This window comes from Isoptericola sp. NPDC055881 (assembly GCF_053615895.1).
This window is the reverse complement of sequence record NZ_JBSHCR010000001.1, coordinates 129,784-151,434: the sequence shown is the minus strand read 5'-3', so window position 1 is coordinate 151,434 and position 21,651 is coordinate 129,784. Positions and strand designations below refer to the sequence as shown.

Genomic DNA, 21,651 nt, shown 5'->3' with positions numbered 1-21,651 from the left:
GGTTCCGTCGTCCTCGCTCGGTCGGTGTACAACGGCGGTCGCACGTTCTGTACGACGCCGTGGGCACCCCTAGATGTCGAGGAAGCGGACGTCCTTGGCGTTGCGCTGGATGAAGCTGCGGCGGGACTCGACGTCCTCGCCCATGAGCACCGAGAAGATCTCGTCGGCCGCGGCCGCGTCGTCCATGGTCACCTGCAGCAGCGTGCGGTGCTCCGGGTCCATCGTGGTGTCCCAGAGCTCGGTGTAGTCCATCTCGCCCAGACCCTTGTACCGCTGGATGCCGTTCTCCTTGGGGATCCGCTTGCCGGCGGCGATGCCCTCCTTGAGGAACGCGTCCCGCTCGCGGTCCGAGTACACGTAGTCGTGCGGCGCGTTCGACCACTTGAGCCGGTACAGCGGCGGCTGCGCGAGGTACACGTGGCCGTGCTCGATGAGCGGGCGCATGTAGCGGAACAGCAGCGTCAGCAGCAGGGTGCAGATGTGCTGGCCGTCGACGTCGGCGTCGGCCATGAGCACGATCTTGTGGTACCGGAGCTTCGAGATGTCGAAGTCCTCGCCGATGCCCGTGCCGAACGCGGTGATCAGCGACTGGATCTCCTGGTTGGAGAGCGCCTTGTCCAGGCGGGCCCGCTCGACGTTCAGGATCTTGCCGCGCAGCGGCAGGATCGCCTGGTTGTGCGGGTTACGACCGCGGACGGCGGAGCCGCCGGCCGAGTCGCCCTCGACGATGTAGACCTCGCAGTCCTCCGCGCGGTTCGACTGGCAGTCCTTGAGCTTGCCGGGCATCCCGCCTGAGCTGAGGATCCCCTTGCGCCGGGTGGCCTCGCGCGCCTTGCGCGCCGCGATCCGCGCCTGCGACGCCTGCACGGCCTTGCGGATCACGTCCCGGGCCTCGGTGGGGTGGGCGTCGAACCAGTCCACGAGCTTCTCGCGGACCACGCGCTGGACGAACGTCTTCGCCTCGGTGTTCCCGAGCTTGGTCTTCGTCTGGCCCTCGAACTGCGGCTCGCCGAGCTTGACGGAGATGACGGCGGTCAGGCCCTCGCGGATGTCGTCACCCGTGAGGTTGTCGTCCTTCTCCTTGATGATCCCCTTGTCACGCGCGTAGCTGTTCACGAGCGTGGTCAGCGCCGCGCGGAAGCCCTCCTCGTGCGTGCCGCCCTCGGTGGTCGAGATGGTGTTCGCGAAGGTGTGGACGGACTCGCTGTACGAGCTCGTCCACTGCATCGCGATCTCCACCGAGATCTTCCGCTCGGTGTCCTCGGACTCGACGTCGATGATCTCGGGGTGGATCAGCTCGGACTTCTTGGCCGCGTTGATGTGCGCCACGTAGTCGGTGAGGCCGTTGTCGTAGCGGTACCGCACCGTGCGGACCGGGTTCGCCGCCTCCGCGTCCGTCTCGCCGTCGCCGGACACCATGTCGCCGTCCGTGGCTCCGGGGGCCTTGCCCACCACCTCGTCGTCGGCGACCGCGTGCCCAGCCCGCTCGTCGCGCAGGGTGATCTGCAGGCCCTTGTTGAGGAAGGCGTACTGCTGGAAGCGCGAGCGGAGGGTCTCGAAGTCGTACTCGGTCGTCTCGAAGATCGAGTCGTCCGCCCAGAAGGTCTGCGTGGTGCCGGTGCCCTCGCCGTCGGCGAGCGGCTCCAGCCGCTGCACCTCGCTCACGGGCTCGCCACCGTCGCGGTACTCCTGGCGCCAGTGGTAGCCGTCGCGCCGCACCTCGGAGACGAAGCGCGTGGACAGGGCGTTCACGACGGACATGCCGACGCCGTGGAGACCGCCGGAGACGGCGTACCCGCCGCCACCGAACTTGCCTCCCGCGTGCAGGATCGTCATGACGACCTCGAGCGTGGGCTTGCCCTCGGTGGGGTGCATCGCGACGGGGATGCCGCGGCCGTTGTCCCGGACGCGGACGCCACCGTCGGCCATGAGGGTCACCTCGACGCTGTCGGCGTGCCCGGCCAGGGCCTCGTCCACAGAGTTGTCCACAATCTCGTACACGAGGTGGTGGAGGCCGCGCTCACCGGTGGAGCCGATGTACATGCCAGGGCGCTTACGGACGGCCTCGAGGCCCTCCAGGACGGTGATGTTGCCGGCGTCGTACCCGTTCCCCGGTCCGGTGGTTCCGTCGGCGACAGCATCAGGACGGGGGGTGTCGGTTCGGTCTGCCACAGGCGGGACTGCTCCTCGGTCGTCGTGCACGCGCCGGCGCTTCGTGCGGTGCGCAGGCGGCGCGGCTCTCAGGTTCCGGGCACGCGCTCGACCGAGTCGTGCGAGAGGTCGGACCACGACCCGGAATGACCGTCCCAGTCTACCTGCCGGAGGCAAGGAAACGGCGGATTGACGCCGCTGGAGCGAAGTTCGGCACACGTTGTCCACAGGTGGTGGACGACGCGTTCTCCACACCCTTGTCCACAGGGTTCTCCCCAGGGTTGTCCACAACTTTTGCGCCGGAACTGGGCGTCTCGCCCGTTGCGTCGGTCATCTGTCTTCTGACCGTTATCAGAAGCTCTCCCGTTTTTGACCGAAACCTGGTGTACTACACGACGATTCCCCGTAACGCACGCTGACCCGGCTGCGCCTTCGCCGGTCACCATCGAAGGGACCACCCCACAGTGAAGAGGACCTTGGCGGGCGTCGCAGCGACGACGCTTGCCGTCGGCGGGATGCTGGTCGCCACCGCGGCGCCCGCCTCCGCCCACACCCCCGACGTCAACGACAGCTGCTCGAGCCTCGAGGTGAAGCTCACCCAGTACCACGGCGCGGACGTGACCGTCACCGTCGACGGCAAGACCGAGGCCGACGAGACCTTCGAGAGCGGCTGGCAGCGGACTTTCGACCTCGACGGCACCGCGGGCCACGAGTGGTCAGTCGTCGTCGACGCGCACGACGGAAGCCAGTTCGACTGGTCCGACACCGGCCGGACCGAGCCGTGCCCGCCCACCACCCCGGAGCCTGAGGTCGGCGAGGCGCAGGTCGCCATCTACCTGTACCCGAAGAAGGACAAGGACAAGCCTGCGGCGTGGGAGAACTCGGGCCTGCAGGAGCTCGTCGCCACGACGACCATCCCGTGGACCAAGGACTCCCCCCTCGACGACTCCTACTGGTACACCACGCTCCCGGAGACGTCGATCCTCGACAAGATCGACGTCTGCACGGACTGGGGCATCCAGCAGGACCTGCTCTCCGGCGGCCCTGACGAGTACGAGGTGCCGCAGAACATCGAGTTCCCCGACGGGACCGGGCACTCCGGGCACCTGCTCGACTGGACCCACCAGGAGCTCGAGGACCTCGGGATCACGCTGCCCGGCGGTGAGGTCTGCGGGGGAACGCCGGAGACGCCCACGACGCCCACCCCCTCCACGCCCCCGGTGACGCCGGACGAGATCGTCGTGCCGGTCCCGCCGGTCGCGGCGACCGTCTGCGGGGCGACGTCCTCCGACGTCGAGCTCCCGGCCGCCACCGCCTCGATCACCTACGTGAGCACCGAGCAGGGCGTCCTCGCCATCCCGGCGGAGCACTACGCCTTCGGCGACGACCTCGGTGGCTACACGCGCACCGACACGGGCGACGTCATCTTCCCGATCGAGAAGCTCGTGCCCTCGGCCGAGGACTGCGCGCTGGTCCCGGGCGACATCGCCGCCGTCTGCCAGGGCGACACCCCGTATCTCCAGTACGGCGTCTCGCTGCCTGAGGGCATCGAGGTCGACGACGACACCCCGCTGACGATCACGTTCATCAACCCCGACGGCGGCAAGAACTACGTCGCCGAGGACCAGCCGCTCGAGGGCTCGCTGCTGTGGCCGGGCGCCACGGACACGGCCCCGAAGCAGTGGCCGGGCTGGGAGCAGCAGGACGACGGCTCCTACGTCGAGACGGACGGCAACTACGCCTGGACCCGCGACGGCGTCCAGGTCCTGTTCGAGGTGAACCCCGAGTACTCGACCGTCGTGGACTACCCGCCGGCGTCGTCGCAGTGCGCCAACCCGGTCGGCGTGGGCGGCCCGGACACCGAGGTCGTGGCTGACGACGCGGACGTCCCGCCCGCGGACGCGGTCGGGCAGGCGGACGAGCTCCCGCAGACGGGTGCCACGGTCGGCCTCTTCGCAGGGCTCGCCGCGCTGCTCGTCGCCGGTGGTGGGCTGCTCTTCTGGCTGCGTCGCCGCATCCAGCACTGACGCCTCGACGATGACGAAGGGCCCGGCCGCAGCACGCGGCCGGGCCCTTCCGCGTCCGTGACGTCAGCACCGACGACGGCGACGGCGCAGGCTCGCTCAGCCGAAGGTGTCCCGCGGTCCCGGGCCGCGCACCGACCGCCGGCCCCGGCGGAACCCGGGGCCGGCAGGCCCCAGCACCGTGACCTGCTCGACCACGCCCTCGCCGACCTCCTCCGCCAGCCGCCGCAGCAGGGTGGGGACGAGCAGGCGCACCTGCGTCGCCCACGCCGTGGAGTCCGCCCGCACCACGAGCACCTTCTCCTCGAACGTCTCCGGCTGGCAGTGGTCGGCCACCTGGGCGCCCACGACCTCTCGCCACCGACCGATCACGCCGCCCACGGACACGTCCGCCGTCCAGCCCTTGTCACGCATGAGCCGACCGACCACCTCGGACAGGAGCTGCGGGTCGCGTGCACCTGGTCCCTGGCCCGACAGCCGCGGCTCCGCCAGGGGCGAGCGGCGCGCCGGTGAACCGGGGCGCAGCCCCTTGGCGCGCGCCGCCGCTTTGGCGCGGTTGAGCGCCTCGCGGGCGACCGCCGAGGGCGGGGTCAGCTCCGTGCGGTCCATGACCGGTCGAGGGTCGGCGTCCCGGCGGGCGGGGCGGTCGTCGGTGGCGCCGGGGAGGTCGACCTCGCTGTCGTCGCCCTCCTCGCCGTCACCCCGCACGACGCACCTCGCCGGGGGTGACCTCGAACCGGGCGCCCAGGAGGACGTCCGGGACGTCGCCGGGCACCGCTGCCGTCACCAGCACCTGGCGCGCCGGGGCGACGAGCTCGGCGAGCCGCTCACGGCGGCGCACGTCCAGCTCGGCGAACACGTCGTCGAGGATGAGCACCGGGTCGGCGTCCGTGTCGAGGTCCGGGTCCCAGAAGGCGCCGTCGGGGACGTGCTCGGGATTCTCGCCCCCGCCGAGGAGCCGGTACGACGCCAGCCGCAGCGCCAGGGCGAAGGACCAGGACTCGCCGTGGCTCGCGTACCCCTTCGCGGGCAGGCCGCCGAGGGTGAGGACGAGGTCGTCCCGGTGCGGGCCGACGAGGCTCACGCCGCGCTCCAGCTCCTGCGGGTGCGCCTCCGCCATCGCGGCGAGCATCGCCTTCTCCAGGTCCTCTGCCGCAGGGATCGGGCCGGACCCGTCTCCTGCGCCCGGCACGCTCGTGCGATAGGTGAGCTCTGCGTCGCCGTCGGCGTCACTGACCTGCTCGTACGCGGCCGCGACCTGGGGACGGAGCGCCTGCACCAGGGCCAGCCGCATCGCGAGGATCTGCCCGCCGAGCTGGGCGGCGCGCGCGTCCCACACCTCGAGGGTGCTCGTGTCCACCGGCCCGCCGGCCCCGGACCGCCGGACGCCGCGTAGGGACTTCAACAGGGCGGACCGCTGCCGCACCACGCGTTCGTAGTCGCTCAGCAGGCCCGCGGCACGGGGGAGCAGCTGCACCACCAGCTGGTCGAGGAACCGCCGTCTGCCGTCGGGGTCGCCCTTCACGAGCGCCAGGTCCTCCGGCGCGAAGAGCACGGTGCGGAGAATCCCCAGGACGTCCCGCGCCCGCCCGAGCTGGCCACGGTTGACGCGCGCCCGGTTCGCCTTGCCCGCCGTGATCTCGAGCTCGACGGTCGACGCCCGCTCACCCCGCACGATCCGCGTGCGCACCACGGCCCGCTCCGCCCCCGCCCGGATGAGCGGCGTGTCGTTCGCGACCCGGTGACTGCCCAGCGTCGCGACGTACCCGATCGCCTCGACCAGGTTGGTCTTGCCCTGCCCGTTGCGGCCCACGAAGGCGTTCGGGCCAGGCTCGAGCTCGACCTCGGCCGCGGCGTACGACCGGAAGTCCAGGAGGGACAGGTGCGAGACGTACATCAGCCTTCTCGACGGCCGGCGACCGGCGAGGTCACTGCGCCGGCTTGACCGCGTGCCCGCCGAACTGCTGGCGCAGCGCAGCCACGGCCTTCATCGCGGGCGACTCCTCCTGCCGCGACGCGAAGCGGGCGAAGAGCGCCGCCGAGATCACGGGCAGCGGCACGGCATTGTCGATCGCCTCGTCCACGGTCCAGCGGCCCTCGCCGGAGTCGTCGACCCAGTCGTCGATCGCCGCCAGCGCCGGGTCCTCCTCGAGCGCCTTGACCATCAGGTCGAGCAGCCACGACCGCACCACGGTGCCGCGCGTCCACGCCTTCATCGTGCCGTGCACGTCCGTGACGATGTCCTTCTTGGCCGCCAGGAGCTCGTAGCCCTCGGCATAGGCCTGCATGAGGCCGTACTCGATGCCGTTGTGCACCATCTTCGCGAAGTGTCCCGCGCCGACGGCGCCGGCGTGCACGAAGCCCTCCTCGCGGGGCCCCTCGGGGCGGAGCGCGTCGAAGACCGGCATGAGCGCCTCGACGTGCGCGGCGTCACCGCCGCACATCAGGCCGTAGCCGTTCTCCAGACCCCACACACCACCGGAGACGCCGACGTCGACGTAGCCGACGCCGCGCTCCCCGAGCTCGGCGGCCCGGGCCTGGTCCTCCGGGTAGTGGGAGTTCCCGCCCTCGACCACCACGTCGCCCTCGGTCAGCAGCGTGCCGAGCTCCTGGACGACGCCGCGCGTCGGGTCTCCCGCCGGCACCATCACCCACACGACCCGGCGGTCGGCGGGCAGGGCGGCGACGAGGTCGGCGAGCGACGCCACGTCGGAGACCTCGGGACGCGGGTCGTACCCCGTGACCTCGATGCCTCCGCGGCGCAGCCGCTCGCGCATGTTGTTGCCCATCTTGCCCAGACCGACGAGTCCGATGTGGCTGACCATGGGTACCTCCAGGAGGGTGCGGGGCGAGAGGGCGGGCGCGTGCGTCAGCCGGCGAACCGGATGGGCACGAGCAGGTAGCGGTACTCCGACGAGTCCTCGCCGTCGAGCGACTCCTGGCCGGTGAACTCCACCGGCTTGTTCGGGTGGGTGAACGAGAGCCGGACGAAGTCGGTGCCGAGCGCACCGAGCCCGTCGAGCAGGAACTGCGGGTTGAACGCCACCTGGATGTCCTCGCCGACGAGCACCGCCTCGAGCGCCTCGGACGCCTGCGCGTCGTCGCCCTGACCGGCGTCGAGCACGACCTGGCCGTCGGTGAACGACAGCCGGATCGGGGTGTTCCGCTCGGCGACCAGGGAGACGCGCTTGGCCGCCTCGATGAGCGGCCCGGTGGCGACGACGGCATGGATCGGCGTCGCGTCGGGGAACAGGCGGCGGACCGGGGGATAGTCGCCGTCCACGAGCTGCGACGTGGTGTGGCGGCCGCCGGCCTCGAAGCCGATGAGGTCGACGCCCTGACCGGTGGAGAGGCCGACGTTGACGAGCCCGCCGCCCCCGCCGAGCGACTTCGCGACGTCGGTCAGCGTCCGGGCGCGCACGAGCGCGACGGCGGAGTAGCCCGGGGTGGCCGGGGTCCAGGTCAGCTCGCGCAGCGCGAGCCGGTAGCGGTCGGTGGCGATGAGGGTGATCCGCTCGCCCTCGATCTCCATCCGCACGCCCGTGAGCAGGGGGAGCGTGTCGTCACGGCTCGCCGCGACGCTCACCTGCGCGACGGCGTGCGTCAGGGCGTCGCCCGTGACGGTGCCGCTCAGCTCCGGCATCTGCGGCAGCGTGGGGTAGTCCTCGACCGGCATGGTCAGGAGGGTGAACCGCGAGGCGCCGCACGTCAGCACGACCTTGGTGCCCTCGAGCGTGACGTCGACCGGCTTGTGGGGCAGCGCACGGGAGATCTCGGCGAGCAGGCGGCCGGAGACGAGCACCGTGCCCGGCTCCGAGACCTCTGCGGGGATCTCGGCGCGCGCGGAGACCTCGTAGTCGAAGCTGGACAGCCAGATGGTGCCGGCCGTGTCGACCTCGATGCGGACGCCTGCCAGGACGGGTGCCGGCGGGCGCGTGGGGAGAGTGCGCGCCGTCCATGTCACGGCCTCGGCCAGGACGTCACGCTCAACCCGGAACTTCATCCCACTCCTCGCGTTGCCGACTGGTGTCGTCGATCGATGTGGACGCAGGGCTGTCGTCGAGGCCCGGTGGCGAGCCTGTACGACGTCATCCGACCTGCCTCGTCGTCCGAGCCAAACCCTACGCGAGACGGGGCGTCTTCGGCACTCGATCCGCACAGCGGGGCCACGGACTGCCTGGTCGCGTCGGCCGGCCTGATGAAGGTGTGTGGATTTCCTTGATGATCAAACGTTCGTCATCGTCATAGGGGTTGTGGATTCTGGGGATGACGTGCGTTTGTGCAGGTCAGAGCCTTGATCAGGGTGTGGAGACTGTGGGGGCAGTCCTGTGGACGACGCCTTGCGCCTGTGGGCAGAGGATTCCGTACCCACAGCCGTCCACCGATCGGGGCGTCGTCGTCCACGGAAAAACCGTCTCGGTCCACATGCGTCCACAGCTTTGTCCACAGGTGTGAATCTCCCCGGCGGGCAAAACTGGTGAGTTGTCCACGATGTCCCTCCACAGGGCTGGGGACGGCGGGGCGACAACAGCGTCACAGCGCGGCCCAGGCTGTGGGCGGAGGTGTGGATGAACGGCCGCGGGCCCGGTCCATACCCCTGTGGAGAGCATGGCCGGGCCCGTGATCGTGGCTGGGGGGGTCAGCCGCGGTGCTGCTGCTTGATGCGGCTGGTGAGCTCGGTCACCTGGTTGTAGGTGGAGCGACGCTCCGCCATCTGGCCGGCGATCTTCTTGTTCGCGTGCATCACGGTGGTGTGGTCGCGCCCGCCGAACTGCTGGCCGATCTTCGGCAGCGAGAGGTCCGTCAGCTCCCGGCACAGGTACATGGCGATCTGGCGGGCCGTGACGAGGACGCGCGACCGGGAGGAGCCGCACAGGTCGTCGATCGTGAGGCCGAAGTACGCGGCCGTCTGCGCGATCACCATCGACGGCGTGATCTCTGCCGAGTCGTCGTCGGTGATGAGGTCCTTGAGGACGATCTCCGCGAGGGCGAGGTCCACCTGCTGGCGGTTGAGGTTCGCGAACGCGGTGACGCGGATCAGCGCACCTTCGAGCTCCCGGATGTTCGTCGAGATGCGCGAACCGATGTAGCTGAGCACCTCCGCGGGGACGTCGAGCCGCTCGCTCGCGGCCTTCTTGCGGAGGATCGCGATCCGCGTCTCGAGGTCCGGCGGCTGGACGTCCGTGATGAGGCCCCACTCGAAACGGGAGCGCAGGCGGTCCTCGAAGCCGTTGAGCTGCTTGGGCGGCACGTCGGACGTGATGACGACCTGCTTGTCCGCGTTGTGCAGCGCGTTGAAGGTGTGGAAGAACTCCTCCATCGTCTGTTCCTTGCCCTGCAGGAACTGGATGTCGTCGATGAGCAGGACGTCGACGTCCCGGTAGCGGCGCTGGAACGCTCCGGCGCGGCCCTCGCCGATGCTGTTGATGAAGTCGTTGGTGAACTCCTCGGAGTTCACGTACCGCACGCGCACGTGGGGATAGAGGTTGTGGGCGTAGTGCCCGATGGCGTGGAGCAGGTGCGTCTTGCCCAGCCCCGAGTCGCCGTAGATGAAGAGGGGGTTGTACGCCTTCGCCGGCGCCTCGGCCACCGCGACCGCCGCCGCGTGGGCGAACCGGTTGGACGACCCGATGACGAAGGTCTCGAAGATGTACTTCGGGTTGAGCCGCGTCGGCTCGGCCGACTGCTTGGGGCTCGGCGGCAGCGGCGGGGCCTCGGGCTCGTCCGGTACGCCCGGCTCCGGGGGAGCCGTGTAGTCCTGGGACGGGCCCGTGAGCGTGTCGCTGCTCAGCTCGGGATCGACCGTGATGCCGAACCGGATGTCGCGCCCGAGCGTCGAGGCCATCGCGGAGACGAGCTGGTCGCGCACGCTGGTCTCGAGGTAGGCGCGGGTCTGCTCGTGCGGGACGGCGATGAACACCGTGTCCTCGAGGATCGCCATGGGCTTGGCCAGCTTGATGAAGGCGAGCTGCCGGGCCGACATGTCGGGCCGGGCCTCGAGGGTGGCGAGCGTGTGTGCCCAGACATCCGTGATGTTCTCGTCCGGCTGGGCCACGGGCGTCGTCCTTCTGTCGTTACTGGAATGGCAGCGAGTCGCGAGTCTGCCACCCCCCAGACTCCGTCCACAGCGTTGTCCACATGCTGTGGAACCTGTGGACAACCCTGTGGGTGACCGTACCGGGGCAGGCGGCGCGACGTCGCGCCGAGGTGCGTGAGGTCCTCCATATCGTAGCGACCGGGGACGGGAGGGCGCCCCCGGTCGGGTTTGACCTGAACCCCTCCGGCGGCGTAACGTCGGACAGCCGTTCCAGGTCCTTTCGCGCGCCCACAACCGGGCTGCCAGGTCCTTGATCGGCCCGGTCGGCGCCTCCACGTCCCGTACGCGTGCGCCGACCTGCGACAAGACCTGCATCGTCGGGAAATGACGGTGTGCCTCCCCGACGTTTCTTGGAGTACCTCGTGAGCAAGCGGACCTTCCAGCCGAACAACCGCCGTCGTGCCAAGACCCACGGCTTCCGGCTGCGCATGCGCACCCGTGCCGGCCGCGCCATCCTGGCGAACCGTCGGCGCAAGGGTCGCGCCGAGCTCTCTGCCTGACGGATGCTGCCCGCGGCGCACCGACTGCGCCGTTCCGTCGACTTCGAACGGGCGGTGCGCCGCGGCACGCGTGCAGGTCGATCGACCGTGGTGGTCCATCTCCTCGTCGACCCCGACGACGGCCCGCGGGCCGTGGGGGACGGCGGTACGAGCGATGAGCCGCCACAGGTCGGTCTTGTCGTATCCAAGGCCGTGGGGAACGCCGTGCACCGCAACCAGGTGAAGCGGCGCCTTCGGCATGCCGCCGCGGGGCACCTCTCCTCACTGCCTGCGGGATCGCGCCTCGTCGTGCGGGCTCTCCCCGCGTCGAGCGCGGCGACGTACGCCGAGCTGGACCGCGACCTGGCAGGCTGCCTGGACCGCGCGATCGACCGTGTGCGGAGGACTCCGTGACCGCCTCGACGCTCGGCCACGGTCGGGACATGCTGCGGAACCTCCCGGCGACCGTGCTGATCGGTGTGCTGCGCGTCTACCAGACGGTGATCTCGCCGCTGACGGGCCCCACCTGCAAGTACTACCCGTCGTGCTCGCAGTACGCGATCATCGCGGTCCGGACGCACGGCACGCTGCGGGGGACCGGTCTCGCCCTGTGGCGCATCCTGCGGTGCAACCCCTGGAGCCTCGGCGGCGTCGACGACGTCCCGCCTGCTCGTCACAAGCACGCCGACACCGACGTCGACGCGCTGGACCACGAGCACCGCGGCGCACCTCGCCACTGACCATCCCGGATCGCGCCGCCGGGGACCGCAGAGACTTTCCGACAGAGGAGACAAATCGGGATGGATACCATCCTCTACCCCATCGAGTGGGTCGTGGCCTGGATCATGTACGGGGCGCATGCCCTGTTCACGACCCTCGGGATGCAGGACGGTCCGGGCTGGGCGTGGGTGTTCTCGATCGTCGCGCTGACGATCGTCATCCGTATCGCGCTGATCCCGCTGTTCTTCAAGCAGATCAAGGCCTCGCGCGGCATGCAGATGATGCAGCCCGAGCTGCAGGCCGTGCAGAAGAAGTACAAGGGCAAGACGGACCCGGCGTCCCGCGAGGCCATGGGCCGCGAGACCATGGAGCTGTACCGCAAGCACGGCACCAACCCCATGGCGTCCTGCCTGCCGATCCTGCTGCAGTCGCCGATCTTCTTCGCGCTGTTCCGGGTGCTCAACCACCTCTCGGCGATCGCGGACGGGTCCTACCGCACGATCGGCCCGATCGATCAGCGCGTGGCCGCGGACATCGAGCACTCCAAGCTCTTCGGCGCACAGCTCTCCGACGTCTTCCGCACCACCGACTCGACGACGGCGCGCGTCGTGGTCATCTGCCTCATCGTCCTGATGAGCGCCACCATGTTCTTCACGCAGCGCCAGCTGACCATGAAGAACATGCCGAAGGCCGCGCTCGAGGGCCCGATGGCGAGCACGCAGAAGATGATGCTCTACATCCTTCCGGTGATCTTCCTGATCTCGGGGATCAACTTCCCGGTCGGTGTGCTGATCTACTGGGTGATCTCGAACCTCTGGTCGATGGGCCAGCAGTTCTACACGATCAAGCGCATGCCGGCGCCGGGCTCCGAGGCGGAGCGACTCCTCAAGGAGAAGCAGGCCCGTAAGGCCGCCGCCAACGGCGCCATCGAGGCAGCACCGGAGCCGGAGGCCGAGCAGCCTCGCGGCCAGCGTGTGCAGCCCAAGCGCAAGAACCGCCAGAAGCGCCGCTGAGCAGCGAGAGGAATCGACACCGATGACGACGGACACTCCGGTGGACCGGGAGCCCGAGAACACGGCGCGCCTCGAGGAAGAGGGCGAGATCGCCGCTGACTACCTCGAGGAGTTCCTCGATATCGCGGATCTCGACGGTGACATCGACCTGGACATCCAGCACGACCGTGCTGCTGTCGAGATCGTGGCTGACGAGGACGTTGACCTCTCCTCTCTCGTGGGACGGGACGGCGAGGTGCTGGAGGCGCTGCAGGAGCTGACCCGTCTGGCCGTGCAGGCTCGCACGGGCGAGCGCAGCCGGCTGATGCTCGACATCGGCGGCTTCCGCGCCGCTCGCCGCGCCGAGCTGACGACCTTGGCCGAGGAAGCCATCCGGCAGGTGCAGGAGTCGGGGCAGGAAGTCGAGCTCGACCCGCTGAACGCGTTCGAGCGCAAGGTGGTGCACGACGCCGTGGCGGCGGCCGGCCTGGTGAGCGACTCGCGCGGTGTCGAACCGGCGCGGTACGTCGTGGTCCAGCCCGCTGTCGACTCGGGCGCACCCTCCGCGTCCTGAGTGTGGCCGCGAGAGCCCGTTGTTTCACGTGAAACGACGGGCTCTCGTCATGAGGTACGAGAACGAGAAGGGCTGAAGATGACCGAGGACGAGACGAACAGCGCTGCTGGTGCCCGCGACGAAGAGCTCGGGCGGAGCGGTGCGGTGCGCGACTACTTCGGTGATCGCTATGACCTCGTCGCTCGGTACGCAGCGAACCTGCGGGCAGAGGGCGAGCTGCGTGGACTGATCGGTCCCCGCGAGGTGGCGCGTCTATGGGAACGTCACATCCTCAACTCCGCCGCCGTCACCCCCTATCTCGAGGATGCGAGGTCGGTGGCGGACATCGGTTCGGGCGCAGGGCTGCCCGGCGTTGTCCTGGCCATTCAGCGGCCGGACGTCGAGGTCCACCTGATCGAGCCCATGGAGCGTCGGACGGCGTGGCTCCAGGAGGTCGTCGATGACCTGCAGCTCGCGAACGTCCAGGTCAAGCGTGGGCGCGCGGAGGAGTACCACGACGCGTTCGAGGTCGACGTGGTGACGTCGCGCGCGGTCGCCGCGTTGAGCAAGCTGGCTCGAATGAGTCTGCCGCTGGTGCGCCGCGGCGGGGCAATGGTCGTCCTGAAGGGCCGCAACGTCGAGCGGGAGATCGACCCCGCCCGCAAGGTTCTCCGGTCGTTCAAGACCGCCGAGCCGGAGATCCTTGAGGGTCGCACGATCGACGACGTCGAGACGACCACCATCTTGCGTATCCGCAGGTCCTGACCCCCCGGGCTACCGGTGCGTTCCGGCCGACCGTGTCGCTCGTCCGCTGTCTCCACAGGTCGGAGTTTTGACCCGTCCCGCTGGCAGCAAGGCCGTAGAGTGAGCGCGGAGTACCCGGTCCGTGGCGGCAACGCTCGCGCCGCGACCGGACGCAAGGTCTCTGTGGCGAACCGGAGGAGTGGCACGTGAGCACGAGCACGGAGCACGTCGACGACGTCCCGCGCAATGACGGGACCGTGACGGGCGATCCGCACGTTTCACGTGAAACATCGCCCGGGCTGTCCTGGGCCGGTGGTGGCCTCCCCCCGGCGATCGACGGTCACCGGGCCGCTCTCGTGGCCTCCGTACCTGAAGCTGATGAGTCCACGCCCTTAGCAGCGCAGCTCGCGATCGACGCCCGCCGACGCATCGAGCTGCAGGGGAGGCGGTTCCCGCGTCCCGACCGGACGCGCATCATCACGGTGGCCAATCAGAAGGGTGGCGTCGGGAAGACGACCACCACGGTGAATCTCGCTGCTGGCCTCGCGCAGTCCGGCCTCAAGGTGTTGGTCATCGACAACGACCCGCAAGGCAACGCCTCGACGGCCCTCGGCCTCGAGCATCGGGCAGGTACGCCGTCGATCTACGAGGTTCTTGTCGAGGACGAGCCGCTCGCGAACACGGTGCAGGAATGCCCTACCGTGCCAGGGTTGTACGGGGTTCCGGCCACGATCGACCTGTCTGGCGCGGAGATCGAGCTCGTCTCGCTGGTTTCACGTGAAACACGCCTCCGCCGCGCGGTCGACGCCTACCTGGCGGACCGCGATGCACGAGGTGAGGAGCGGATCGACTACGTGCTGGTCGACTGCCCGCCGAGCCTTGGTCTCCTGACGGTCAACGCCTTCGTCGTCGGTCGGGAAGTGTTGATCCCGATCCAGTGCGAGTACTACGCGCTCGAAGGGCTGAGCCAGCTCCTCAAGACGATCGAGCTCATCAAGGCGCACCTCAACCCCGAGCTGCGGGTGTCGACGATCCTCTTGACGATGTACGACGGCAGGACCAACTTGGCCCAGCAGGTGGCCGCCGAGGTGCGCGAACACTTCCCGAAGCAGACCCTGCGGACGACGGTGCCTCGGTCGGTGCGGATCTCCGAGGCTCCGAGCCACGCTCAGACGGTCATGACCTACGACCCCAGTTCGACGGGGTCCCTGGCCTACCTCGAGGCAGCACGCGAGCTCGCGGAGCGCGCGCCGCAGCGCGCTGACCTGGGATAAGACGCGATGAGAGGCTCTGTGACGGGCACCATGACGCCCGCGACGGCGACCGTTCGACGCATGGCCAGGCCTCGGCCGGCCGGCGCCCCGCAGCGGCGGGGGCGGCACGATACTTCGACGACGAGCAGGGGAGCGTGGGGCCCCATGGTTCAGGAGGCTGGAGCATGAGTCAGAAGAAGCGTGGCCTGGGGCGCGGGCTCGGTGCGCTGATCCCGTCCGGCCCGGAAGGGGACCGACCCGTCGACGTCTTCTTCCCTGCTGGTGAACCTCGAGAAACGGCAGCGGACGCGAGCAAGCTCGCCAGCGTGGGCGCGGAGCGCACGTCGGGGGAGGCCTCCGACGAGAACGGCCGCACCAGCCGGCGATCTGCGTCCTGGGACTCCGCTATCGCGGGGGGCCGCCTGAGCATCCGGACCGGGAACGAGCAGCAGTCGCGGGAGAGTGAGCCTGTTGCCGAGGACGAACGGCCTCAGACGAGCGGTGCGCTGGCCGATCGCTCGGCCATGTCGGCAGGGGCCCCCGTCGAGGATGACGGCGGCCTCGGAGCAGATTCGCTGTCGTTGGGTCTGATCACGAGCATCGAGATTCCCGACCTGACTGAGTCATCCCCGGCGCAGGCGCCCGATGAGGACGGGGACAGGCCCGCCGTCGCCGGCGAAGCCACGGCAGCAGGGCTCGGCACGGATGCCGATACGCCGGTCCACGATGCCGTTTCACGTGAAACCGAACTCCGTCCGGTCCCTGGCGCCCGTTTCGCTGAGCTCCCGGTGGAGTCGATCCGGCCGAACACCTGGCAGCCGCGCACCGTCTTCGACGATGGCGAGCTCGACGAACTGGTTGCTTCGATCTCGGAGATCGGCGTGCTCCAGCCCGTGGTCGTGCGGCCTGATGCCTCTGACCAGGACCGATACGAGCTCATCATGGGTGAGCGGCGGTGGAGGGCTTCCCAGGTCGCTGGTCTGGAGACCATCCCGGCGATCGTCCGTGAGACCGATGACAGCGACATGCTGCGCGACGCGCTGTTGGAGAACTTGCACCGTGCGGCGCTTAATCCGCTCGAGGAGGCGGCGGCGTACCGGCAGCTTCTGGACGACTTCGGCTGCACGCATGAGGAGCTCGCGACTCGGATCGCTCGCTCGCGTCCCCAGATCTCCAACACGCTGCGCCTCTTGAAGCTGCCGCCGCTGGTTCAGCGCAGGGTGGCGGCCGGCGTCCTGTCGGCAGGGCACGCACGCGCCCTGCTGGCTCTGAGTGATGGTGCCGAGATCGAACGCCTGGCTCAGCGGATCGTGTCGGAGGGACTCTCGGTCCGCGCGACAGAGGAGATCGTCACGCTGCTGACCAGCGGAGACGGCGGTAAGACGACCCGGCGTGCTCCGCGGGCGGGGCAGCGCAGCGAGGCGATGGACGAGCTCGCGACTCGCCTCGCGGACCGCTTCGAGACGCGCGTGAAGGTCAACATCGGGAAGACGAAGGGACGGCTCACCGTGGAGTTCGCGTCCGTGGAGGACCTCAACCGAATCCTCGGTGTCATGGCACCCGAGGATCCGGGACTCCTTCGCTCCTGACCTCGAAGTTCTCACCAGCGGGCACCGCCTCTTCGGAGCGGTGCCCGCTGGCGTGGGGGCGCATGGAGCGTCGCAGGGGCCACGACACGCCACTGGTTCTTGGTCGTCGTCGTGGCATCTGCCGCGCGCTGGTTCACCGAGCCGGTGGCCGCGCGCGCAGGGCACATCTCGACGGTGGCTAGGCGGCGGGGTTCTGTCGGCCTGCCCGAGACACGTCTCATGCCCTCGCCCCACCGCGAGCCGTCACCGATAGTTGGGCCCCGCCCGGTATTCAGGTGAACGCGCGGTCAGGAGTCGCGGAGAGGTCGCCGTGGTCAGCACGGTGGTGGGCTCGCAGAGCGTCGGCGCAGGTCAGCCAGTCCCGCGGAGGCTGAGGCGTGCGGATCTGACGGGAAGCAGCACGCGCAAGGTCTGGGGGTAGCAGGCATGTTCCACGTGAAACGTGCACCACGACCGCTCGAAGACTGCCGGTCGTACAACCTCCTGGGGCTGAGCCTCGGGTAGCGCCCAGGCCGAGACCACTGTCGGCGCGGGCGGACGGTGGAGCTGCGGAGGCGGGGTGCACCCCCTCGGGCCGCGTCGTGGACGACGTGCGGGGCCGCGTCGTGGACGACGTGCCGGCCGTGTCATGGACGACGGGCAAGGCCGCGTCCAGGACGACGTACAGGTCCGCCGCCTGTGGTACGAGCGCTCCCCCGGGGCCCGAGCCCTCGACAACTTCGCACCGAGCGCACCCTGGCCTCGCTCCGCAAGACGAGGCTGCTCGCGGAGGTGGTTCGCCAGCGGGTCAGGTAGCTGAGCGCCGAAGCGTGGGCAATTTACACATGAGGGGTAGGCGCAGATGAGCCGCAGGTGCTGATGGAGGGCCTGAGCTCGCTCGCCAACCCTGAGCGTCGCAGCGACGTTTCACGTGGAACGAGAGCCCCAGCTCAGGTCGAGCGACGTTGACCGTCAGGATCTCCTGGCCTCGGTGGCCCCTCAAGGGGACCGCAGGGGAGGAGAGGCTTTGCCGAAGGGTGCAGCGTTGTGTCGGACTCGACGGATAAGCCGGGTACGCCCCAGAGTGACGCGTCAAGATGTTCGTGGCACGGCACGGCACGGCACGGCACGGCACGGCACGGCACGAAGCGGCCGAGCGCAGAGGCAAGCGCGGAGCGGGGTGGCGAACGGGCGGGGGGATGCGCGCTATCGGGTGCGCGGGACGGCGCGGGGTTCTGGTGTCGGAGGGGGAAGCTGAGCGGGGGATCCCTTGCCGCGCAGAGGCGAGCGCGGAGTGGGGTGGCGGTCCGGCCAGTGATAGGTCCGGGTTGGCCGTGGTGTCGGGAGTAGGGGCGGACCTGGGCGAGGTTGCTGCCGGGCGGGAGATTGGGCGGGAGATTGGGCGGGGGATCCCTGCCGCGTAGAGGCGAGCGCGGAGTGGGGTAGCGGACCGGCCAGTGATCGGGCAGTGATCGGGCCGGGGCGGCGCGCGGTGTCGGGTACACGGACGGCCTCGGCGAGGTTGCTGGTGCCGGCGGGGTGTCCGGAACCGGGCGAGGGAAGTCGGTTGGAGGTGTGAGACCTGGGGTCGTATTGGAGGTGCCGACCGGATGTGGGGCAGCGGTCGGCTGCGCGTCGAGGCGGATGATCGTGCGATGTTCCACGTGAAACGTCGTGGTGTGCCCGGGTCGGTGAAGAGGGGGCGGGGCGTCATGTGCCCTGGTCGGGAGGGGGGTCCTGGTCGGGAGGGGTCCTGGTCGGGAGGGGCAGATCAGCGCCGAGGACGGGCAGCTGCGCACGGCGAAGCTTGGCTCCGACGTCACGCTGGGTGTGAACCCTCGCCTCCCCGTGACGGTGGCGCGCCGGCGACGCCCTGGATGGCGGGGAGAGCGAGGCCCTAGGAAAGCCGTCGGGACCGGTGGAGAGTTGCCGGAGACCGGAGGAGCGTCGGAATGACCTCGTCCGGACCGGTGGTCCCGGTCCGCCCAATACGGGCACGTGTGCCGACGCCTCGACGACGCGGAAGGTGCGAGGACTCCGGTTCCTGCGCACGGCTCCGCGCACTGGCACGCTCCAGCCCTGCTCTGCCACAGCGCTGCGGCGCGGAAGTCGTCGCGGGCCCTGGTGGAGCCGTGTGAAGGCCTGAGAGTCACGCGTGCGCTGCATCGGCTCTGGTCACGACGCTGCTCCAGAGACGACCCACCTCGCGGACCATGGTCGGGGAGGAGGACGTGATCGGGACATCCCCTGTGGCCGAGCTGAGGCTGACGCATTCACGACTGCTATCCCAGGCGGCCCGAACGCGCCCGGCGTCCGATCAGTTCAGCGGCCGCAGACCCTCCACCATCGCCTCCGTCACTCGGTTCTCGTCTCGTCGGCTAGGCCAGCACAAGCTGTGCGACAGGTATGCGACCTGGAGGTGTGCTGACGCACATAGACGTCTGTCTGCTCGCTCGTCGCCGTGCCCGCGCAGCGCTCGGCCGATCAGAGGTTCCCCGGCAGCCGCTGCACGACGCCGGCATGAGCGGCGCAGGGTTGGACCGACGCTGGACCGACGCGTAGTTGGACCGTGCCCGCACGGCCGCGCTTGGTAGGACCTACGTCGGCACGGCCGCGCCTGGCGGCACCGACGCCCGCACGGCCACGCCTTGTCGGACCGACGCCCGCACGGTAGAGCCGGTCGGAGCGGCGGGGCTACGCCTGCACGGCCTGGCAGCCTGGTGGCCGAGGCTCGGGCGGGCTACGACCGTGTGGGCGAGCCGGTCTGGTCGACGGCAGCGGGCACGCCCGGCGGGCTCATGTCCCCTCGCCCACGACCAGGCCTCGACCGCGGTCACCAACACGGACGTCGCGTGCGCCCGGGCTGTGTACGTCGTTTCGGTGCTGGGACGAGGGCGCCCACCGACGTCGCTTCGCGTGACGGGTGCATCCGGAACGCGGGACGGGCTCGCGGGTCGTCAGGGTGCGGCGGTCCCCAGTGACGCGAGGACGCGGTCGCGCAGCAGCTCGTACTGCTCCCGGTGGTAGCGGGGAGCATCGGGAGGACGGATGACGACGGTGCCACCCACCACGGTCTCCTCCGGCAGAAACTGGTCGGCGGTGAGATCGACGTCCGTACCGTCCGGGAGCCGGTTCCAGTAGTGGTGACCGATCTGGGCACCGTCCACGTGAACCTCCGCCAGGATCAGGTCACCCCCGAGGATGTCCTGGACGACCAGGGCAGTCATGCCGCACTGGTCGCGCGAAGGCTTCTCAGGGCTCCACTCGTCGCTCATGTGGGGGTAGCAGGTGTCGGGGCCCCAAGCCGCGAGGAAGTGCTCGCGGAGCTCGTCAATAGTCGGCATAGCGGACATCGTCCCAGCCACCACTGACAAAGGACCGCCACTCGGGAGCCCCGTCTTCCGTGCCCGAGGAGCCCGGACGTTCCGGGGCGAGGAACACCCCGGCAACCGGCGACGCGCGACGCCGCGGCCATGGATTCCGAGTCGCGCTGTCGACCAGCGTGAAGCTCCAGGGCCAAGCGTGCGAGGTGGGGGTCCACCACAGGCTCCGGACATGCCGACGGCCGGGCCTGTTTCACGTGAAACAGACCCGGCCGTCGAGGAAGGTCAGGCGCTCGGCGCGAGGACCGCGTCGATCTCCTCCTGGAGGGCGCGCTTGGGGCGCGCACCGATGACGGACTTTACGAGCTCGCCGCCGGAGTAGACGTTGAGCGTCGGGATCGACGTGATGCCGTAGGCCATCGTGGTGGCCTGGTTGGCGTCGGTGTCGAGCTTGACGATCTTGATCTTGCCCTCGTACTCGTCCGAGAGCTCTTCGAGGATCGGTGCGACCATGCGGCACGGCCCGCACCAGGTGGCCCAGAAGTCAACGAGGACCGGGACGTCGGACTCGAGCACCTCGGTCTTGAACGTGTCGTCGGTGACGGCGACGGTAGCCATGTGTCGCTCCTTCGATGAGGGGGTGGGAAAGAAGTCAGCCCGCGACGGAGTCGAGAGCCGCGGGAAGTCCGTCCGGGTTGGGGACCGCGGGGGTGCCCGCGAGGTCTGCCTCGCCGTCGGCGTCCGCCACCTCGGTCAGGTAGGACTGCGCGTCGAGCGCGGCAGCGCACCCGGAGCCGGCGGCGGTGATCGCCTGACGGTAGGTGTGGTCGACGGCGTCGCCGCAGGCGAAGACGCCGGGGAGGTTGGTGCGCGTGGAGCGACCCTCGACGAGGATGTAGCCCTCGTCGTCCAGGTCGATCTGACCCTTGACCAGGTCGGTGCGCGGGTCGTGGCCGATGGCGACGAAGAGGCCGGTGGTGTCCAGCTGGCGCTCCTCGCCGGTGACGGTGTCGCGCAGCGTGATGCCCTGGACCTTGTCCTCACCGGAGATCCCGGCGACCTCGCTGTTCCAGGCGAACTCGATCTTCGGGTCGGCCTGGGCACGGTCGGCCATGATCTTCGAGGCCCGCAGCGAGTCGCGGCGGTGCACGATCGTCACCTTGGACGCGAATCGCGTGAGGAACGTGGCCTCCTCCATCGCGGAGTCACCGCCGCCGACGACGGCGATGTGCTGGTCACGGAAGAAGAACCCGTCGCACGTCGCGCACCACGACACCCCGCGGCCCGACAGCTGCTTCTCCTCGGGCAGGCCGAGCTCGCGGTACGCGGAGCCCGTCGCGAGGATCACGGCACGGGCCTTGAAGGTCTCGCCGCCGCCGGTCACGACCGTCTTGACGTCACCGGCCAGCTCGACCTGCTCGGCGTCGTCCCACAGCACGCGCGCCCCGAACTTCTCGGCCTGCTCCCGCATGGCCTCCATGAGGTCCGGGCCCTGGACACCGGCCGGGAACCCCGGGAAGTTCTCCACCTCGGTGGTGTTCATCAGCGCGCCGCCGGCGGTGACCGACCCGGCGATGACGACAGGGGCCAGACCGGCTCGCGCGGCGTACACGGCCGCCGTGTAGCCGGCAGGTCCCGAGCCCACGATGACGATGTCGTGCACGGTGGCCTCACCGGTGGTGTTGGTCGGCTGATCGGTCACGTCTTCTCCTGGTCGTTGCTGGTGTGTCGCGTCCTGGGGCGCCAC

The 21,651-nt window shown here is 69.7% G+C and carries 18 protein-coding genes; 9 read left to right on the top strand and 9 right to left on the bottom strand.

Annotation, left to right across the window (positions count from 1 at the left end; all coding sequences use genetic code 11):
- Positions 1–69 precede the first annotated feature (69 nt).
- The gene (gene gyrB / locus ACWGKI_RS00680; protein WP_380244690.1) at positions 70–2,172 is read right to left on the bottom strand and encodes a DNA topoisomerase (ATP-hydrolyzing) subunit B; all 2,103 of its coding nucleotides are present in this window, start codon (positions 2,170–2,172) and stop codon (positions 70–72) included.
- Between the two features lie 455 nt (positions 2,173–2,627).
- Here gyrB and ACWGKI_RS00675 point away from each other — a divergent pair, with 455 nt between their 5' ends.
- A complete protein-coding gene (locus ACWGKI_RS00675; protein ID WP_452183843.1) occupies positions 2,628–4,178 on the top strand; it encodes an LPXTG cell wall anchor domain-containing protein in 1,551 nt (516 codons plus the stop codon).
- Between the two features lie 96 nt (positions 4,179–4,274).
- On the opposite strand, the gene ACWGKI_RS00670 is transcribed toward ACWGKI_RS00675, so the two are convergent.
- The 5 genes from ACWGKI_RS00670 to dnaA all read right to left on the bottom strand — a co-directional run bounded on the left by ACWGKI_RS00670 (position 4,275) and on the right by dnaA (position 10,230).
- Entirely contained in the window at positions 4,275–4,784 is a 510-nt protein-coding gene (locus ACWGKI_RS00670) for a DUF721 domain-containing protein (RefSeq protein ID WP_380242270.1), read from the bottom strand.
- 88 nt (positions 4,785–4,872) lie between these two features.
- Positions 4,873–6,072 carry a DNA replication/repair protein RecF gene (recF, locus tag ACWGKI_RS00665; RefSeq protein ID WP_452183841.1) on the bottom strand — a complete coding sequence of 400 codons (1,200 nt, stop codon included), beginning with the start codon at positions 6,070–6,072 and terminating at the stop codon, positions 4,873–4,875.
- A 31-nt stretch (positions 6,073–6,103) separates the two neighbouring features.
- On the bottom strand, positions 6,104–7,000 hold the full coding sequence (gene gnd, locus ACWGKI_RS00660; protein WP_380242262.1) for a phosphogluconate dehydrogenase (NAD(+)-dependent, decarboxylating): 897 nt from the start codon (positions 6,998–7,000) through the stop codon (positions 6,104–6,106).
- A gap of 44 nt (positions 7,001–7,044) precedes the next feature.
- Positions 7,045–8,178 carry a DNA polymerase III subunit beta gene (dnaN, locus tag ACWGKI_RS00655; protein ID WP_380242260.1) on the bottom strand — a complete coding sequence of 378 codons (1,134 nt, stop codon included), beginning with the start codon at positions 8,176–8,178 and terminating at the stop codon, positions 7,045–7,047.
- A 636-nt stretch (positions 8,179–8,814) separates the two neighbouring features.
- A complete protein-coding gene (gene dnaA / locus ACWGKI_RS00650; protein WP_380242258.1) occupies positions 8,815–10,230 on the bottom strand; it encodes a chromosomal replication initiator protein DnaA in 1,416 nt (471 codons plus the stop codon).
- Positions 10,231–10,634: 404 nt separating this feature from the next.
- On the opposite strand from dnaA, the gene rpmH reads away from it, so the two are divergent.
- The 8 genes from rpmH (at position 10,635) to ACWGKI_RS00610 (ending at position 16,602) form a co-directional block, all read left to right on the top strand.
- Complete coding sequence (gene rpmH, locus ACWGKI_RS00645; protein WP_013840089.1) at positions 10,635–10,772, top strand: 50S ribosomal protein L34; 138 nt, start codon at positions 10,635–10,637, stop codon at positions 10,770–10,772.
- Positions 10,773–10,775: 3 nt separating this feature from the next.
- Entirely contained in the window at positions 10,776–11,165 is a 390-nt protein-coding gene (gene rnpA / locus ACWGKI_RS00640; protein ID WP_452183838.1) for a ribonuclease P protein component, read from the top strand.
- Entirely contained in the window at positions 11,162–11,491 is a 330-nt protein-coding gene (gene yidD, locus ACWGKI_RS00635) for a membrane protein insertion efficiency factor YidD (protein WP_380242253.1), read from the top strand. Before rnpA ends, yidD begins: the two co-directional genes overlap by 4 nt.
- A 60-nt stretch (positions 11,492–11,551) precedes the next feature.
- Complete coding sequence (gene yidC / locus ACWGKI_RS00630; protein ID WP_380242250.1) at positions 11,552–12,484, top strand: membrane protein insertase YidC; 933 nt, start codon at positions 11,552–11,554, stop codon at positions 12,482–12,484.
- 22 nt (positions 12,485–12,506) lie between these two features.
- Complete coding sequence (locus ACWGKI_RS00625; protein WP_380242248.1) at positions 12,507–13,037, top strand: Jag family protein; 531 nt, start codon at positions 12,507–12,509, stop codon at positions 13,035–13,037.
- A gap of 78 nt (positions 13,038–13,115) precedes the next feature.
- Complete coding sequence (gene rsmG / locus ACWGKI_RS00620; RefSeq protein WP_380242246.1) at positions 13,116–13,781, top strand: 16S rRNA (guanine(527)-N(7))-methyltransferase RsmG; 666 nt, start codon at positions 13,116–13,118, stop codon at positions 13,779–13,781.
- 311 nt (positions 13,782–14,092) lie between these two features.
- Positions 14,093–15,034 carry a ParA family protein gene (locus tag ACWGKI_RS00615; protein ID WP_452183859.1) on the top strand — a complete coding sequence of 314 codons (942 nt, stop codon included), beginning with the start codon at positions 14,093–14,095 and terminating at the stop codon, positions 15,032–15,034.
- Between the two features lie 164 nt (positions 15,035–15,198).
- Positions 15,199–16,602 (top strand): ParB/RepB/Spo0J family partition protein, encoded by a 1,404-nt coding sequence (locus tag ACWGKI_RS00610; protein ID WP_452183834.1) that lies wholly within the window; start codon positions 15,199–15,201, stop codon positions 16,600–16,602.
- 2,936 nt (positions 16,603–19,538) lie between these two features.
- On the opposite strand, the gene ACWGKI_RS00605 is transcribed toward ACWGKI_RS00610, so the two are convergent.
- From ACWGKI_RS00605 to trxB, 3 genes are all read right to left on the bottom strand, one after another.
- On the bottom strand, positions 19,539–19,925 hold the full coding sequence (locus ACWGKI_RS00605; protein WP_452183832.1) for a YunG family protein: 387 nt from the start codon (positions 19,923–19,925) through the stop codon (positions 19,539–19,541).
- A 264-nt stretch (positions 19,926–20,189) separates the two neighbouring features.
- The gene (gene trxA / locus ACWGKI_RS00600) at positions 20,190–20,522 is read right to left on the bottom strand and encodes a thioredoxin (protein ID WP_380242240.1); all 333 of its coding nucleotides are present in this window, start codon (positions 20,520–20,522) and stop codon (positions 20,190–20,192) included.
- A gap of 34 nt (positions 20,523–20,556) precedes the next feature.
- Positions 20,557–21,606: a thioredoxin-disulfide reductase gene (gene trxB, locus ACWGKI_RS00595; protein ID WP_380242238.1), complete on the bottom strand. Its 1,050-nt coding sequence runs from the start codon at positions 21,604–21,606 to the stop codon at positions 20,557–20,559.
- Positions 21,607–21,651 lie beyond the last annotated feature (45 nt).

Excerpts from the sequence above, each read along its gene's own strand:
- dnaN (WP_380242260.1), bottom strand. The coding sequence starts at position 8,178 with ATGAAGTTCCGGGTTGAGCGTGACGTCCTGGCCGAGGCCGTGACATGG.
- yidC (WP_380242250.1), top strand. The coding sequence starts at position 11,552 with ATGGATACCATCCTCTACCCCATCGAGTGGGTCGTGGCCTGGATCATG.
- trxA (WP_380242240.1), bottom strand. The coding sequence starts at position 20,522 with ATGGCTACCGTCGCCGTCACCGACGACACGTTCAAGACCGAGGTGCTC.
- ACWGKI_RS00610 (WP_452183834.1), top strand. The coding sequence starts at position 15,199 with ATGAGTCAGAAGAAGCGTGGCCTGGGGCGCGGGCTCGGTGCGCTGATC.
- recF (WP_452183841.1), bottom strand. The coding sequence starts at position 6,072 with ATGTACGTCTCGCACCTGTCCCTCCTGGACTTCCGGTCGTACGCCGCG.
- ACWGKI_RS00625 (WP_380242248.1), top strand. The coding sequence starts at position 12,507 with ATGACGACGGACACTCCGGTGGACCGGGAGCCCGAGAACACGGCGCGC.
- rsmG (WP_380242246.1), top strand. The coding sequence starts at position 13,116 with ATGACCGAGGACGAGACGAACAGCGCTGCTGGTGCCCGCGACGAAGAG.
- rnpA (WP_452183838.1), top strand. The coding sequence starts at position 10,776 with ATGCTGCCCGCGGCGCACCGACTGCGCCGTTCCGTCGACTTCGAACGG.
- gnd (WP_380242262.1), bottom strand. The coding sequence starts at position 7,000 with ATGGTCAGCCACATCGGACTCGTCGGTCTGGGCAAGATGGGCAACAAC.
- ACWGKI_RS00605 (WP_452183832.1), bottom strand. The coding sequence starts at position 19,925 with ATGCCGACTATTGACGAGCTCCGCGAGCACTTCCTCGCGGCTTGGGGC.
- ACWGKI_RS00670 (WP_380242270.1), bottom strand. The coding sequence starts at position 4,784 with ATGGACCGCACGGAGCTGACCCCGCCCTCGGCGGTCGCCCGCGAGGCG.